The sequence below is a fragment of the Bacillus cereus group sp. N14 genome (genome assembly GCF_016483555.1).
Lineage (GTDB): Bacteria > Bacillota > Bacilli > Bacillales > Bacillaceae_G > Bacillus_A > Bacillus_A wiedmannii.
On the sequence record NZ_JAEHBQ010000003.1, the window covers coordinates 1 to 14506 of the forward strand.

Consider the following 14506-nt stretch of genomic DNA (forward strand, 5'->3'; position numbering starts at 1 on the left):
TGAGTCCATATAAATATAGAACTCAGGTTGCTTAGTTGTGTTTTTTGAATACTGTCTACTTGACAGGGGTCACTTCATAAGAGTGGGCTCTTTGTTTATATACTATCTTCTACTAGTTTTCTTATTTTCTCCGGAATGTCTTTTTCAGAAATAACTTCGTAAGAATAGACATACTTACCTTTTACATGGATTTTTAAGTAAGTTTTTCTTATAAAATCATTAGGAGTATTCGTTCCTACTGTATACTCTTCTTCATTTCCAGATTCATCAATGCCTTTTAACGAGTATATAGCTCTACCGTTCGTATGATAATTGGGAACACCATATCCTTCCGCAACGGCATATACATTTTTCTCTTCAGCAAGTGGATTTAATATGTCTAGATCCCCGCGTAACATGAAGGGGAGTAAGTATATAAGAAGGCCTATTCCTATTATGCAAAGTATAAATTTCTTCATAATTGTTTCTCCTTTTGTTCATTTACATGATTCAGTATAGAAAAAAATTCTTATGAATTTAGAAGTGAATTTCTTAAGTTTTTCTTAAATAGGTTTTTAAAGGAGGGATAACATTGTATGGTTATTCTCTTGTGCAAATCGTGTTATGAGCTTAGATTTGCAATGATAAATGTTTTTTCATTAGATAATTACTTTACCAATAATCGAGATGTTTGCGGATACATTTATTTTTGGGATACATAATTATATTTAGAGAATACCCAGTTACAGTATTTGAATTTTTAATAAGAAGGGATGCGAAGGAATGAACTCACAGAGACAAGGCTATGCAGGCTGGTGGCAAGGCGGACACGGTGGTTGGCAAGGTGGACACGGCGGTTGGCCGGGCGGACATGGTGGCTGGCAAGGGGGACACGGTGGTTGGCAAGGTGGACACGGTGGTTGGCAAGGTGGACATGGTGGCTGGCAAGGCGGACACGGTGGACACGGTGGTTGGCAAAGTGGACATGGATATTAAAAAGATACTATAAAATCATTTTTTTATGCAAAGTTTGTATATTTTCATTTGTATAGTAAGGATATAGTGAAAACAGCAAAGAAATCCTGTGAAGTAAGGATTCTATCCGTAAAATTAAAGCGGTGGAAATGTCAAAAGAACAAAAGACACCGCTTTTTATTATTCAAGGAGAAAGAGACTATCAAGTTCAATCGAAAATCGAAATCCCTCTTTGGAAAGAACAATTAAAAGAACGACATAACATTGATTATCGACTATATCCAAAGTTAAATTCCTTATTTACAGAAGATTATGGAGAAATAAGTAAACCGGATGAATATTATAATTCTGCTAATATCTCTGAGTATGTTATAAATGATATTGCTGCTTGGATGCAAGGAAGATTGCAATTAAATTAGCAACCATATGTTTTAATAAAGACTTTCTTTCTGTAATCAAAATAGAAACATTTTTATTAGGTTATATGTTTTTTAAAAGCACTCTTTGAAAAGGAGTGTTTTTTGATTTTGATTTAATTAACGAAAAAAGTATCTTGTACTTCTTTTGTAACTTTTTCTAAATAGAAATTTTCTATAAAATAAGGGGCTTGCCTTCCAAACAAATCGTTATTTGTAACACTTTTATCAAAGCAAATTTCTCGTGACATTTCTTTGATATTCAAAAACATTAATAATCTATTGTGTGAAGTTTTTTGAAAATTTAGGTTTAACATCTTTAAAATAGGTGTATTACATATTACATAACAACTAAATAAGAAAATAAAAAATCTAAGGGAGGAAAAATATAATGCATAAGAATGAAAGAAAACCGGTAGTTCATGAATATGAAAATGAACAGGAAGTAGTTATGAAAGTAAAAGAGCTAGAATTGCAAGGGATTCGCCAAGATGACATTTACGTCTTAACACATGAAAAACATCTAACAAAAAAGATTGCGGATGATACAAACACAAATACGATTGGAGTAAAAGAACAAGGATTGGGTACAAGTATTATCAACTTTTTCTCCAAAAAAGGGGACGAACTCCGAAATCAAATGGAGGAAATGGGGTTGTCGAAGGAGGAAGCTAACTTATATGAAGAAAAACTAGATCAAGGGAGAATTTTACTCCTAGTAACAGCTGAAACACCAACGGCAAGTGATAGGCAGCCGCAAAACTATCATTCTCTCTAATAGATTGCAACATCTGATAAATAGATAAGTTAATTATTTTAGGTTGTAGCATGGAAGAAAATAAAAGTAGAGAAGGGTGAGAAAAATGAAACATACAATATTTAAATATGCTGTGATTGGGATTACGACCGGAGTCATGGTCTCCCTGTTAAAAAAAGAAAATCGGAAAGCTATACAAACAAAAGGAAAAAGAGTAAAAGACAAACTACAAGAAGGAAACATAAAGGAAACATTAGAGAAAGTAACTGAGACAAGTAAACAATTCTCTGTAACTGCAGCTAATGTTGCAAAACAAACATTACCACAACTTCTTACAGCCACACCGGTTGTCATTTCTACTATTAAAGATTTAACAGAAAACGAAAATAACAAAAAGAAAAAAGATGAAAAGGATAACGAAATAAATCAAAATAGTAAGGACATAGACGGAGAAAAAACGAAAAATGAAAAGAAATATATGAAAGAAGAGAAAGAAGAGAGTGCCTAGATTGAATTCTAAAAAGAGAAAGTGAGGGAAAAGTATGAAATCTCTGTATGCAATTGATGTAGGAATTGGCTTTACCAAGCGGGCATATCGACAGGATGTAGATTCTGAGGTGACGATTAAGAGTGAAGTTTCCACACTAGCCCCTGTACCTAACCATGCTGAAAGTGAAGATTTAACAAAGGTGAGTTTTATAGACTTAGACTTTGCATACTACATGGGAAATGAAGCGCATCAATCTGACGCTTCATTTCTTCCTCCATTTGACGAAGAAATAGAAAATTATTATGAAAGCGAACAGTTTAAACAACAAATATTTGGTTGCATTGCAAAGGATTATAAAGAAAATGTCGTGTTACCTTTAGTTGTTACCGGGCTTCCCGTTACTTGTTTTGGTAGTCAGCATGAGCAATTACAACGTGCACTAAAAAAAGAAACTTCCGTGCAAATTGATGGGAAATTTATTAATATTACGGTGGAAAATGCTTTGATTCTTCAGCAACCGGTCGCTTTACATGCCTATTTCTTAAAAGAGGGAATCATTCAGGAACGAGATCGTATCTTAATTATTGATGGTGGATTTCGTACATTAGAAATGACAGATATGAAACAGAATGTCATTTTAAATCATTATGAGACAGAACTAGGATGTAGCAAGCCTTTGAAAAATATTAAGAATATCCTGCAGAATCATGCGGGTGAAAGTAATCAATTGCATATTAATGACATGCCAAAAATATTAGAAAAAGGATATGGAGGTCGAGAAGAAAATCATGAGACAAGTCAGGTTGATACTTTGATTCAAAAAGAGTTGGATGCACACTTCCAAGACGTTATGCGTGTATTACAAGAACAATTTAAGTTAGACCAGTATGAAACTATTATTTGGACAGGAGGAATAGTAGATATCCACAAAAAACGAATTGAAAAAATGCAAGGTGAAATTTCTTCTTTCCGTATGGTAGACGCTTCGAAAGAGGCTGCACTTCATGGATACTATATGATTGGAAGTCAAGTATTTGAGGACATCACCAATCAATCTGCATATGAATCTAAATTATAATAACGACCGAAATAGAGTTCGTTGAATAGACGTGCCAAATTATGTGGCTTCTTTTCCACATATAAATAAGAAAAGATGAAAAGTGCTTGTATAGAGGAAATGTTTAAAATTGAGAATAAAAATAACTAATATATAGGGGGTCTTCCTTGTAATAGAAGAAGACCTCCTATGCCATTTAGCTTGTAATTTAGGTGATTTAAAAACTTTTCCTCGAAGACATGAATACCTACATACAAATTTCATATTACGGATATTATTCGATCAAACATAAAACTATTCAGAAAGGAAGAATAATATGGAATGCATAAAAATGCCGAAATGGAATTGGTATCATGTGAAAACTAGTGAGCTTGAAAAACTTTCTTCTATAATCCCTCGTGATGTAATATCTTATTTCTCTCAATTTGTAAAGAAAATAAGTTCTCCTTGTGAAAATGGCTTATATGTTTATACGTTATCACCAAGTCAAACTTGTGTATATGGTTCTTTTTTATATGATCAAGATAAAAAAGACGCCAAAATTCAAAAATTTCTTCATTATTTCGTAGCTCATGAAGTACTGATAACGGTCCAGGAAAAAGAGGAAGAGGATTTTCAAGAATTAATACATAATTTCCCGGTGGGTACAAAAAATTGTAATAGTTCCGCTGAAGGAGTATGTACTATCTTATCAATGTTTATTTCTCACTATTTGCGAGAGGTTGACTATTTTGAAAACAATTTCAGAAATGTATTATGGGATTTTTATCATCATAATAACATAGCAGTTTTAGAAAGAATTTATCATATTCGTCATGAATTATTTATGAACACACATGTGTTTCGCTTAATACAAGAAGTGTTACAAGGCTTGGAGGAAGCTTGGTTAGAAAATATAACAAAAACTCTTTGTTATAAACAAACACACTTGAAATTAGAGCGTGGATTACAACTTGTTAAAGAGTACCAAGAAGAATTAGACACGATGATTCATTTACAAGAAGTTGTTTCTTCTCATCGTGGGAATGAAATTATGAAAGCTCTTACTGTATTAACGGCTGTGAGTACGCCTTTGACAGCCTTAGGAGCATTGTGGGGGATGAATTTTAAATACATGCCTGAACTAGAATGGAAATATAGCTATTTAATTGCTCTCTTATTTATTATTTTTACAACGGGAGGTATGTATATGTATATGCGATTTAAAGGATGGACAGGTGATTTATTACGAGTAAAGAAAAAGAAATCTTTTTTTAAATCTAATTAATCCTGTTTATAAAAAATATGATAAATATTAACCTAGATATAAGGTTAGTAATATTTATTAATGGGGGTAGTGCCATATCCCCATCAAGTTAAAGTTTTGATGTCCCCGCATTTAAAAAGATGCTCTTGGATAAATCCAGGAGCATCTTTTTAAATGCGGAGTAGTGCACCACTGTAATCAATTTAAAGAATCGAAATCTTCCATAACGAAATTTTTATTCATTTTTAAATGGTGATATTGAGATGTTAGGTTGATAAACCTCTATTAGTTTCGAATTGAATATTCTTCTTACCAGCTAAAATGTATGGATTAGCTTTTTTTAGGTCTCTTAGGTGGATTGTTATATTACTATCAAGATAATATTTTGAATAATCCTCAAAACAAAGAAAAGTTTTGTCAGAAAACAATAAAATCTTATTAATTTTTATAATTGGTAGAATTTTTATAGAAATAATTCTCTTAATATATTAAAATAACATTGTATTATGTCAGATTTTAATTAGGGGAGAGAAATTTTATGTTGAAAAAAATCATTCCAGTTGCTTTAGCATTAAGTACAGTTACTTTTACTAGTGTATTCGCTGTGCCTTCAGCCCAAGCAAGTACAGCACCAAACCGCTACATAGATGTACAAATGCTCGGTATTAACGATTTTCATGGGCAACTAGACACTGTAAAAAAAATTAACAATAAAGATGCAGGGGGAATTGAGTACTTAGGGGCTTATTTACGTGATCGTGAAAAACAAAATCCGAATACATTAAAGGTACATGCTGGCGATGTTGTTGGAGCAAGTACTCCTGTTTCAGCATTATTACAAGACGAACCTACGATTGAATTTCTAAATGATTTGAAATTCGATGTTGGAACCATAGGAAATCATGAATTTGATGAAGGTGTTGAAGAAATGAACCGCCTTATTTATGGTGGATACCATGAGAAAACAGGAAATTTTAAAGGAGCAAAATTCCCATATGTTGCCGCAAATTTCTATAATAAATCCACCGGTCGTTTATTTTTACCACCATTCACTATAAAAAAGGTACAAGGAGTTCCTGTTGGGTTTATCGGAGTCGTAACAACGGATGTTCCTAACCTTGTTATGCCTACTATGCTAAAGAATGTAGAAATTACAGATGAAGTTGAAGCTATTAACAAATCCGTAAAGCAATTAAAAAAACTAGGCGTTAAATCTATCGTTGTTCTTGCGCATAACGGAGGTACAACAGATGGGAACGGCGTAACAAATGGTGATATCGTCCGATTAGCAAATGAGACTGATCCAGAAGTCGATGTTATTTTTGGTGGGCATAGCCACACCTATGTAAATGGAACTGTCAATAATAAACTTGTCGTACAAGCAAATTCTTATGGTATGGCTTTTGCTGATGTTGATGTAAAGATTGATCGTAAAACACAAGATATTGTTGAGAAAAAAGCAGAAATTGTTACAACTTACCATGAAGGCATGGAGCCTGATAAAAAAATAAAGAAGAAGATGGAGAAATATCAAGCAAAAATCGCACCTCTTGTCAATGAAGTTGTAGGTAAGTCTATTGCTCCACTAGATCGCAAAATCAATATGGCTGGTGAATCTACTCTTGGAAATTTAGTTGCTGATGCCCAGCGTACAACAATGCAATCCCAAATTGCACTTATGAATCCTGGTGGTATTCGTAATGACTTAGATGCTGGTGATATTACATGGGGAGAGATATATGGTATTCAACCATTCGGAAATCAATTAATAAAAGTAAATTTAACAGGTCAAGATATTCGTGATGTTTTAAATCAACAATGGCAAAAAGACATAACAAGAATGCTTCAAATTTCAGGAATCCAATACACTTGGGATGCGAACAAGCCTAATGGAGAAAAAGTAACAAGTATTCGCTTAACAAATGGAGAAGAAATTAATCCTTCTAAAACTTACAGCGTCGTTGCTAACGCATTTCTAGCTTCAGGTGGAGATGGATTTGTATCCTTTAAAAACGGTAAAGATGCTGAAACAGGACCAACTGATTTTGAAGCATTAGTAGATTATATAAAAAAATCAAAAGAACCAATTCAGTCTGTTATTGATGGAAGAATTCAAAGAATAAATTAGTTTTTTATTAATCTCAAAAACAAATAGATTACCTGTGCGCTATACTTTTTAGTGTGCAGGTAATCTATTTTTTTGCGCTTTCGGGCACAGATGCTACTTCAATCCTTTCATTATAGAAACGATTTTGAATGTAAGGAATTTGTAAGGGATAGGTAAGGAAAAAGAGATTTTCATTGTGTAGGATAAAAATATGAGGAGGCGTGAAAGGGGGGAATAAGTACGGCCTACATATAAAACAATCAGTAACAAATGAGTACAATGATTGCAAATGCATTGTTGCCTTTTCATCATTGGGAGAATTGATAGCTGTGTGGTTCGTATATGACACTGCTATCAACTATCTATACAATTTTAATAGAAGAGAGGAATTCTTTATGAAAACACGCAGTAAAATTACATGTGCAAGTCTAGCACTTTTAATAGCTGGAAGTTCCCTGTTATACATAACACCAGCCTCAATTGTAAAAGCAGAACCCGCGCAAAATGTATCTAGTTCGTTACAAACAAGTACTCAAAGCGATCGTACTTCCGTTAAGAAAGCAATGCGGGATACACTGCAACTAGGATACCCGGGAATACTCGCTCAAATTTCTAAGGGTGGTAAAACTTGGAGTTATACTGCTGGGGTAGCGGATCTGAGAACTAAGAAACCAATGAAAGCAGATTTTCGCTTTCGTATTGGCAGTGTGACGAAAACGTTCATTGCAACAGTTCTACTTCAATTATCTGGAGAGAACCGTTTGAATCTAGACGACTCCATTGAAAAATGGTTGCCTGGTGTCATTCAAGGAAACGGATATGATGGTAACCAGATTACGATCCGGCAAATATTGAATCATACAAGTGGTATTGCTGACTATATAAATTCAAAAGACTTTGATATTACGGATATAAAAAAATCGTATACGGCTGAAGAATTTGTAAAGATGGGGATTTCACTTCCCCCAGACTTTGCCCCAGGAAAGGGTTGGTCTTATTCAAACACAGGATACGTATTACTGGGGATCCTTATTGAAAAAGTAACTGGCAACAGTTATGCCGAAGAGGTTGAAAATCGGATTATTGAACCGCTTGATTTGTCAAATACATTCCTACCTGGCAATTCAAGCGTGATTCCAGGCACCAAGCATGCCCGTGGCTATTTGCAACTAGACGGAGCAAGTGAGCTAAAAGACGTTACTTATATTAACCCAGGTAGCTCGGATGGAGATATGATTTCTACTGCTGACGACTTAAACAAATTCTTCTCTTACTTACTCAGTGGCAAATTACTGAAGGAACAGCAACTAAAACAAATGCTTACTACAGTTCCTACAGAAAGAGAGGGAACTGGATATGGTCTTGGAATTCTTGAAATTAAACTTCCGAACGGTGTCTCGGTATGGGGACACAGGGGTGCCGTTCCAGGGTTTTCTACTTTTGCTGGTGGAACACTTGGAGGCAAACATACATTTGCTATCAATGCGAACAGTTTAAACATTAATAATCCGGAATTTTTTAAAAACATTTTACTTGCTGAATTTAGCAAGTAGGCAAAAAGGAAAAACGGATAAATTTTGCCATTTGTAATTTCAATCGGAATGAATTACCGCTTGAAATGAGTATAGAGGGGATTAAGTATCTAGAAACAATCAAACCAATTATGAGAGATAGCTAAGTAAAAGGATTGGTTTATACATTGGCCGATTAAAAGAGCAACAAATATAACAAGTGATTATTATGTATATATATACTATTATATTTGTATTGATATTGTCACTAATTGTAAATTTGTATAAGGTGCGAAGTCTAATTTAAGACTTCGCACTTTTGCCGTTTAACAGCTTTTATTATGAAGCTATTAACAATAGAAAAAAGGAGAATGTAACTAGTTATGCGGATGAATCTTGGTACATGCGCTATGTAGGAGATTTTGCTGAAAAAATATACAAGAAAAAATCAAATCTAGAAGAATATATGCATTAGAGACAAGAAAGCTGAAGTAAATTAAAAAATCTTTGCTTTTTTGTTTTGGGAATAGTATTTTATTATCTTCACACATATAAGAAACAAAGAAATTTATATAAATTTTGTTTTGATAATACAGATTTAATTGGTTTGTTTTAGTAGTTTTATGCTTATGAGTTACTTGAAATTCTAGCAGTTTTGTATACATAGTTTTTCCAGCCTTAATTGATAGCGCACAGATATAACGGTTATTTTAACCAAAATTTTCATGAAAATACCTTTAAAAAGAACATAAGTTCGTATATAATAAGAACAAACGTTCTTTTGTTAGGAGTAATAACCTTGTATGATTATTCTCTTTTACCGAATCGTATTATTTTATGTGTAGATTTACGTAGCTTTTATGCAAGCGTATCATGTATTAAAAAAGGACTTGATCCACGATATACAAAATTGGCTGTTGTAGGAGATGTAAACCGTAGTGGATCAATCGTATTGGCAGCAACACCGCCATTAAAAGCGCTAGGAATTAAGAAAATGGCACGATTGTACGAAATACCGAAGCGACCAGATATTATTATTGTGAATCCGATTATGCATACGTATATGAAATGTTCAACTTACATAACAGGTTTAGCTTTACAGTATGTTGCGCCGGAAGATTTCCATCAATATAGTATTGATGAGTTTTTTATGGATATGACCGCGAGTATTCATTTGTTTGCGAGTAATCCGTGCGAGTTCGCATTAAAGTTCAAACAAGAAATATATAAACGTACACGGATTGAAAGTACGATTGGTATTGGACCCAATTTATTATTGAGTAAAGTAGCACTGGATGTGGAAGCGAAAAAGAATAACGATGGAATAGCGCAGTGGACGTATGACGATATACCCGAGAAGTTATGGAGTATTAGACCACTCAGTAAATTTTGGGGTATATCGTATAAAACGGAAATGAAATTAAATCGAAAAGGTATACATACGATTGGGGATTTAGCGCAGTACCCGTTGAAGTATTTAAAGCAATCATTTGGTGTAATAGGAGAGGAATTACACTTGCATAGTAACGGGATTGATTTTAGCAGAATAGCAGAGAAATATGTTCCAGCGACAACATCTATAGCGAAAAGCCAAATATTATTTCGTGATTATTCAATAGAAGAGTTCATCGTTATTTTATTAGAGCATACAGAAGAAGTTTGTTACAGATTGAGACGAGAAAAGAAATACGCGCAAACGATCCATTTTTCAGTTGGATATAGTAATGAATACGGAGGGGGAATAAAAAAAGCACATACGTTAAACAGAGCAACGAATTTGACGATGGATATTTATAATGTTTGTACATATTTTTTATACGAGCGGCATACAGGAGAGCCGATTCGGTCGATAAGTCTTTCCTTAACAAATTTAATACATGAAGGAGAAGAGCAAATTTCGCTTTTCGATAACATTATACAAAGAGAAAAAGAAATGAGATTAACGAGAGTTATGGACGAAATTCGAATACGATTTGGTAAGAACAGTATTTTACGTGGGATTTCTTACACAAGCGTCGCAACAGCAAGATATAGAAACACATTATTAGGAGGGCACAAATCGTGAAGAATGCTAATATGCCAAAAGGAAGAGGAATGGTAAAGTGGCAACCTTTTGCTAGTATGCCAGAGCAGTTCGCCTGTATTAAAGAAATGATACACGAGAAAACAAAAGTCCCACGTCCAATCTTAACGCAAGATGCAAAAGAAAGGATTGAAAACAAGCTGTTAATTTCATATTTAGGTGAGAAAGAGGTTTTACTTACATATTATAAAAATGGCTACTTATATAAAAATTACATAACAGTAGATGATATAAATCCATTAAATGAGACGATTACTTGTACGGATGCTTTTCATAATCAAAGAATGTTTAAGTTTGGTGATGTAATTGAAGTGGACTAAAGTGTAACTGGAATCCATATAAAGGTTTATGGCCAACTATGAATAAATAGTTGGCCATAATTATCTTAAAGATCCATATCTTTTAATCCGGGACTATGCTCATTTGGCATTTCAGGGAGTTCTGGTACAGGAAAACCTTTTGGTGGGTCAGTTACTGTTAATGTTCCTTTGTTTCTACTTGGTGATTCACCTTGGAATATTTCTCCCATTCTTGTTGGATCTAAGCTAAAATTAAATTGTGCGTTATGGAATCCCATGTCTACATATTTTCTACACTCTGGATATTTATTGATATCATAGTTTGGCACAGGGAAGAGTTTTCCCCATTCAACCCCTAATGTCTCTAAAGCTTTTGCAAAAGCATTTTGATGTGCATTATCACGTACAATTAAAAATGCAAGAGTTTCTCTAAATGTTTGATTAGAACTCATTTCATAAATTCTAGTCTTTTGAAGTACACCTGTAGATTCAAGTACGACATTATCTAGTAAATCGCTAATTAAGTTTCCATGACTATATACCCAAGATCCATTCCAAGGATTGCCAGCTGCATCAACAGGCAATGAACTTTGAGCACCTACAATAAAATGGTGAGGGTTTGCATGTTTAACCGCTTCATCAAGCGGTGCTTTGTCAATACCAGCATTTCCTGGCGTAGGTTCACCAGATCCAGTTAATAGCTGATTAATTGTATGTTGTACAAGTTCTACATGGCTTATTTCCTCTAAAAAAACACCTCGAAGTAAATCACGATATTGCTTCTCTTTACCTCTAAAATTTGAGCTTTGGAAGAAATATTGCATCATTGTACGCATTTCACCATAATGCCCGCCTAATATTTCTTGTAAAACTTTTGCAGCGGCTGGATCTGGTTTATCCGGCTTAATCATATTAATTATTTCCTCTTTATAATAAAACATGAAGGACACCTCTTTTTAAGTTAGTTAACATTGTTATCGTGTCCGTTAATTGGTTGCTTAATACTTTAATTCATTTTTTTACCAATAAATCGTTACCGTAAAATGCAAAGTCTTTTTGAAATAACTATTTTCGATATGAGATGAGAGTGGGGGAATAGCTACTTAGCATGTAATAAAAAAGATAAGATTACGGAGTGTAATCTTACCTTTTCATGAAGAATAATAAATTGTATCTTCAAGGTTTTAAAATGACTTTTATACAATCATCTTCACGATTATTGAAAATTTGATAACCGTAGCTCGCTTCTTCAAGGGGGATTTTGTGTGTAATAATCTCTTTTGGATCGAATTCTTTGTTTATTATTTTTTCAAACCGTTCCGGCATAAAATGAATAACAGGTGCTTGTCCCATTTTAAGATTAATATTTCTAACCCAAAATGCCCCGAGTGGAAAAGCATTATAATTGCCGCCATAAACACCCGTCATTTGAACCGTTCCGTATTTTCTTACGGATTTCGTAGCAATTTGAATAGGACCGAGAGTTCCACCTTGTAATTTTAATTTTTGTTCTAAAAATTCTAGTGGTGATTTTTTTCCATCCATGCCCACGCAATCAATGACTACATCGGCACCGCCATGTGTGATTTCCTTTAAATGTTCTCCCATATCAGGAAATTTTGTAAAATCAAATATCTCAACATTGTTAATCTTTTTTGCATAATTCATTCGGTAATCTAAGTAATCGACTGCGATTACGCGCTTAGCTCCTTGCATCCAAGCGAATTTTTGTGTCATTAATCCAACAGGTCCACAACCTAGGACGATAACAGTATCACCTGGCTTAACACCTGCGTTTATTACACTCCAATAGGCTGTTGGCAAAACATCGGATAAAAACAGTAGAGATTCATCTTCAAGTTCGCATGATTCTGGTATAACAAATGGAGTGAAATTTCCAAAAGGAACTTTTAGATATTCTGCTTGTCCACCTGGATGGTTACCGAATTTCTCTGTATAACCAAAGTATCCACCAGAATCATAATGAGGATTGGAGTTATCACATTGGCTTTCCATTTCATGTTGGCAATAAAAACAATGTCCACAAGCAACGTTAAAGGGGATAACAACACGATCGCCTTTTTTTACTTTCGTAACATCTGGACCAACTTCTTCAACAATTCCCATTGGCTCATGGCCAATAATGTACCCTTCAGGTAACGGCATGTTACCTTGATATAAATGTAAATCAGAACCGCAGATAGCGGTTGAAGTAATTTTTACAATAATATCATCTTTTTTCTCTAACTTTGCATCATCAATTTGTTTAACTTGTACTTGGTTTGGTCCTTGATAGGTTACAGCTTTCATCACATATCTCCTTAGGAATCATTTTTCATAATTTATATGTATCTCTTGGCAAAACAGAAATCTTTAGTAAAGAGAAATCTATACATAGTGTTGTTATGAAAGTACGTTATAGCAACTCTTCTTTCTTATATCTTTTGCCCTATTTTAAGAAGAAGCTCAATATTTATACATAATCTAATTTCCATAAAAAGGATAACTATTATTTCATGATTCGTAGCATATTAAAAACATCGGAGGTGAAACGATATGACAAACAATAATAGTGGAAGTCGTAATGAATTGTTAGTTCGAGGCGCTGGGCAGGCTCTTGATCAAATGAAATATGAAATTGCACAAGAGTTTGGTGTACAACTTGGTGCAGATACAACAGCTCGTTCAAATGGATCTGTTGGTGGTGAAATTACAAAACGTTTAGTAGCAATGGCTGAACAACAACTTGGTGGTAGAGCTAACCGTTAAGTAAATTAGTGTAAAAGATAGCAGATATGTAAATCAATTTCTTTTATATATATAAATAAAAACCCTTATAGTAAATGGATTCTCACTCAAAGATTATTGATAATCTTCTTTCATAATCTTTGAGTATTTTATTTGTAAACTACTTTCCTAAACAATAAACACGCAGTGTTGGAAAGGTGTTTTCCATGCATAGTAGAAAATCTTTTGCAGGAAAAAGCATACTTAAAAATTGGATTTCACTATTGAAATCCATATTTATTATGATATTTTCGAAAGGGAGGAATTTAAAAATGGGTATTTTAAGTGGAAATCCTCAAAATGAACCGTTACATTACGGAGAAGTATTTGATATTTGGAGTTATCTTTTAGCTGCACAAGGTGCAATCGCAAGCCATCAAGTATTTATGAATCACACAGGTGACGAAGATTTGAAGAAGTTTTTAGAAAGCTTAATTGAAAATGATATGAACTCGGAAATAGAAGAGTTAAAAACTCTTTTAAAGGTTAATGGCGTAGCTTTACCTCCTGCTCCTCCAGAACGACCAGTTGCATCTATCGAAGATATTCCTCCAGGAGCGCGTATTAATGATGCTGAAATAGCAGCAGCTGTTGCTACAGGATTAGCAGCTGGACTTGTGACATGTAGTCAAGTGATGGGAAAATGTCTTCGAGAAGATGTAGGGATGCTATTCGGACAATTTCATATGAAAAAAGCGCAAGCAGGTGTAACTTTGCTGCGTTTAAGTAAGAAAAAAGGGTGGATAGTTCCACCTCCGTTACATGTAAGAAATTCTGACCAAGCTTAATAAACAAAAAT

15 protein-coding genes and 1 pseudogene are annotated in these 14506 nt (G+C 34.0%); 12 read left to right on the top strand and 4 right to left on the bottom strand.

The window, feature by feature from the left end; genetic code table 11:
* Nucleotides 1–95: 95 nt before the first annotated feature.
* Nucleotides 96–458 (bottom strand): YxeA family protein, encoded by a 363-nt coding sequence (locus tag JDS82_RS05705; protein ID WP_199712853.1) that lies wholly within the window; start codon nucleotides 456–458, stop codon nucleotides 96–98.
* Between the two features lie 304 nt (nucleotides 459–762).
* On the opposite strand from JDS82_RS05705, the gene JDS82_RS05710 reads away from it, so the two are divergent.
* Both JDS82_RS05710 and JDS82_RS05715 read left to right on the top strand, forming a co-directional pair.
* Nucleotides 763–975, top strand: a complete 213-nt coding sequence (locus JDS82_RS05710; RefSeq protein ID WP_199712854.1) for a hypothetical protein — start codon at nucleotides 763–765, stop codon at nucleotides 973–975.
* A gap of 98 nt (nucleotides 976–1073) precedes the next feature.
* Nucleotides 1074–1373 (top strand): annotated as a pseudogene (locus tag JDS82_RS05715) (alpha/beta hydrolase); the annotation flags it as partial.
* Between the two features lie 113 nt (nucleotides 1374–1486).
* Here JDS82_RS05715 and JDS82_RS29650 read toward each other — a convergent pair.
* Nucleotides 1487–1642 carry a hypothetical protein gene (locus JDS82_RS29650; protein WP_064473419.1) on the bottom strand — a complete coding sequence of 52 codons (156 nt, stop codon included), beginning with the start codon at nucleotides 1640–1642 and terminating at the stop codon, nucleotides 1487–1489.
* A 119-nt stretch (nucleotides 1643–1761) separates the two neighbouring features.
* Here JDS82_RS29650 and JDS82_RS05720 point away from each other — a divergent pair, with 119 nt between their 5' ends.
* The 8 genes from JDS82_RS05720 to JDS82_RS05755 all read left to right on the top strand — a co-directional run bounded on the left by JDS82_RS05720 (nucleotide 1762) and on the right by JDS82_RS05755 (nucleotide 10941).
* A complete protein-coding gene (locus JDS82_RS05720) occupies nucleotides 1762–2148 on the top strand; it encodes a YflT domain-containing protein (protein ID WP_048566116.1) in 387 nt (128 codons plus the stop codon).
* A gap of 85 nt (nucleotides 2149–2233) precedes the next feature.
* On the top strand, nucleotides 2234–2635 hold the full coding sequence (locus JDS82_RS05725) for a hypothetical protein (RefSeq protein WP_064469877.1): 402 nt from the start codon (nucleotides 2234–2236) through the stop codon (nucleotides 2633–2635).
* 34 nt (nucleotides 2636–2669) lie between these two features.
* Nucleotides 2670–3695: a ParM/StbA family protein gene (locus JDS82_RS05730; protein WP_199712855.1), complete on the top strand. Its 1026-nt coding sequence runs from the start codon at nucleotides 2670–2672 to the stop codon at nucleotides 3693–3695.
* Between the two features lie 295 nt (nucleotides 3696–3990).
* Nucleotides 3991–4941, top strand: a complete 951-nt coding sequence (locus tag JDS82_RS05735; protein ID WP_064057515.1) for a magnesium transporter CorA family protein — start codon at nucleotides 3991–3993, stop codon at nucleotides 4939–4941.
* A gap of 517 nt (nucleotides 4942–5458) precedes the next feature.
* Nucleotides 5459–7048: a bifunctional metallophosphatase/5'-nucleotidase gene (locus JDS82_RS05740; RefSeq protein ID WP_199712856.1), complete on the top strand. Its 1590-nt coding sequence runs from the start codon at nucleotides 5459–5461 to the stop codon at nucleotides 7046–7048.
* A gap of 374 nt (nucleotides 7049–7422) precedes the next feature.
* Nucleotides 7423–8580 carry a serine hydrolase domain-containing protein gene (locus JDS82_RS05745; RefSeq protein ID WP_199712857.1) on the top strand — a complete coding sequence of 386 codons (1158 nt, stop codon included), beginning with the start codon at nucleotides 7423–7425 and terminating at the stop codon, nucleotides 8578–8580.
* Nucleotides 8581–9337: 757 nt separating this feature from the next.
* Nucleotides 9338–10603 (top strand): Y-family DNA polymerase, encoded by a 1266-nt coding sequence (locus tag JDS82_RS05750; protein ID WP_199712858.1) that lies wholly within the window; start codon nucleotides 9338–9340, stop codon nucleotides 10601–10603.
* Entirely contained in the window at nucleotides 10600–10941 is a 342-nt protein-coding gene (locus tag JDS82_RS05755; RefSeq protein WP_199712859.1) for a YolD-like family protein, read from the top strand. Before JDS82_RS05750 ends, JDS82_RS05755 begins: the two co-directional genes overlap by 4 nt.
* A 65-nt stretch (nucleotides 10942–11006) precedes the next feature.
* Here JDS82_RS05755 and JDS82_RS05760 read toward each other — a convergent pair whose 3' ends face one another.
* Together JDS82_RS05760 and JDS82_RS05765 are read right to left on the bottom strand one after the other, a co-directional pair.
* Complete coding sequence (locus tag JDS82_RS05760; RefSeq protein WP_060487291.1) at nucleotides 11007–11861, bottom strand: manganese catalase family protein; 855 nt, start codon at nucleotides 11859–11861, stop codon at nucleotides 11007–11009.
* 235 nt (nucleotides 11862–12096) lie between these two features.
* Nucleotides 12097–13230 carry a zinc-dependent alcohol dehydrogenase gene (locus JDS82_RS05765; RefSeq protein WP_199712860.1) on the bottom strand — a complete coding sequence of 378 codons (1134 nt, stop codon included), beginning with the start codon at nucleotides 13228–13230 and terminating at the stop codon, nucleotides 12097–12099.
* Between the two features lie 246 nt (nucleotides 13231–13476).
* On the opposite strand from JDS82_RS05765, the gene sasP reads away from it, so the two are divergent.
* Nucleotides 13477–13689 carry a small acid-soluble spore protein, SasP family gene (gene sasP, locus JDS82_RS05770; RefSeq protein ID WP_199712861.1) on the top strand — a complete coding sequence of 71 codons (213 nt, stop codon included), beginning with the start codon at nucleotides 13477–13479 and terminating at the stop codon, nucleotides 13687–13689.
* 290 nt (nucleotides 13690–13979) lie between these two features.
* Nucleotides 13980–14495, top strand: a complete 516-nt coding sequence (locus tag JDS82_RS05775; RefSeq protein WP_199712862.1) for a DUF3231 family protein — start codon at nucleotides 13980–13982, stop codon at nucleotides 14493–14495.
* Nucleotides 14496–14506: the final 11 nt, after the last annotated feature.

Bases quoted from the DNA above. Each gene is read 5' to 3' on its own strand.
- JDS82_RS05740 (WP_199712856.1), top strand. From the start codon at position 5,459: ATGTTGAAAAAAATCATTCCAGTTGCTTTAGCATTAAGTACAGTTACT.
- JDS82_RS05725 (WP_064469877.1), top strand. From the start codon at position 2,234: ATGAAACATACAATATTTAAATATGCTGTGATTGGGATTACGACCGGA.
- sasP (WP_199712861.1), top strand. From the start codon at position 13,477: ATGACAAACAATAATAGTGGAAGTCGTAATGAATTGTTAGTTCGAGGC.
- JDS82_RS05735 (WP_064057515.1), top strand. From the start codon at position 3,991: ATGGAATGCATAAAAATGCCGAAATGGAATTGGTATCATGTGAAAACT.
- JDS82_RS05745 (WP_199712857.1), top strand. From the start codon at position 7,423: ATGAAAACACGCAGTAAAATTACATGTGCAAGTCTAGCACTTTTAATA.
- JDS82_RS29650 (WP_064473419.1), bottom strand. From the start codon at position 1,642: ATGTTTTTGAATATCAAAGAAATGTCACGAGAAATTTGCTTTGATAAA.
- JDS82_RS05720 (WP_048566116.1), top strand. From the start codon at position 1,762: ATGCATAAGAATGAAAGAAAACCGGTAGTTCATGAATATGAAAATGAA.
- JDS82_RS05775 (WP_199712862.1), top strand. From the start codon at position 13,980: ATGGGTATTTTAAGTGGAAATCCTCAAAATGAACCGTTACATTACGGA.
- JDS82_RS05730 (WP_199712855.1), top strand. From the start codon at position 2,670: ATGAAATCTCTGTATGCAATTGATGTAGGAATTGGCTTTACCAAGCGG.
- JDS82_RS05765 (WP_199712860.1), bottom strand. From the start codon at position 13,230: ATGAAAGCTGTAACCTATCAAGGACCAAACCAAGTACAAGTTAAACAA.
- JDS82_RS05710 (WP_199712854.1), top strand. From the start codon at position 763: ATGAACTCACAGAGACAAGGCTATGCAGGCTGGTGGCAAGGCGGACAC.
- JDS82_RS05760 (WP_060487291.1), bottom strand. From the start codon at position 11,861: ATGTTTTATTATAAAGAGGAAATAATTAATATGATTAAGCCGGATAAA.
- JDS82_RS05705 (WP_199712853.1), bottom strand. From the start codon at position 458: ATGAAGAAATTTATACTTTGCATAATAGGAATAGGCCTTCTTATATAC.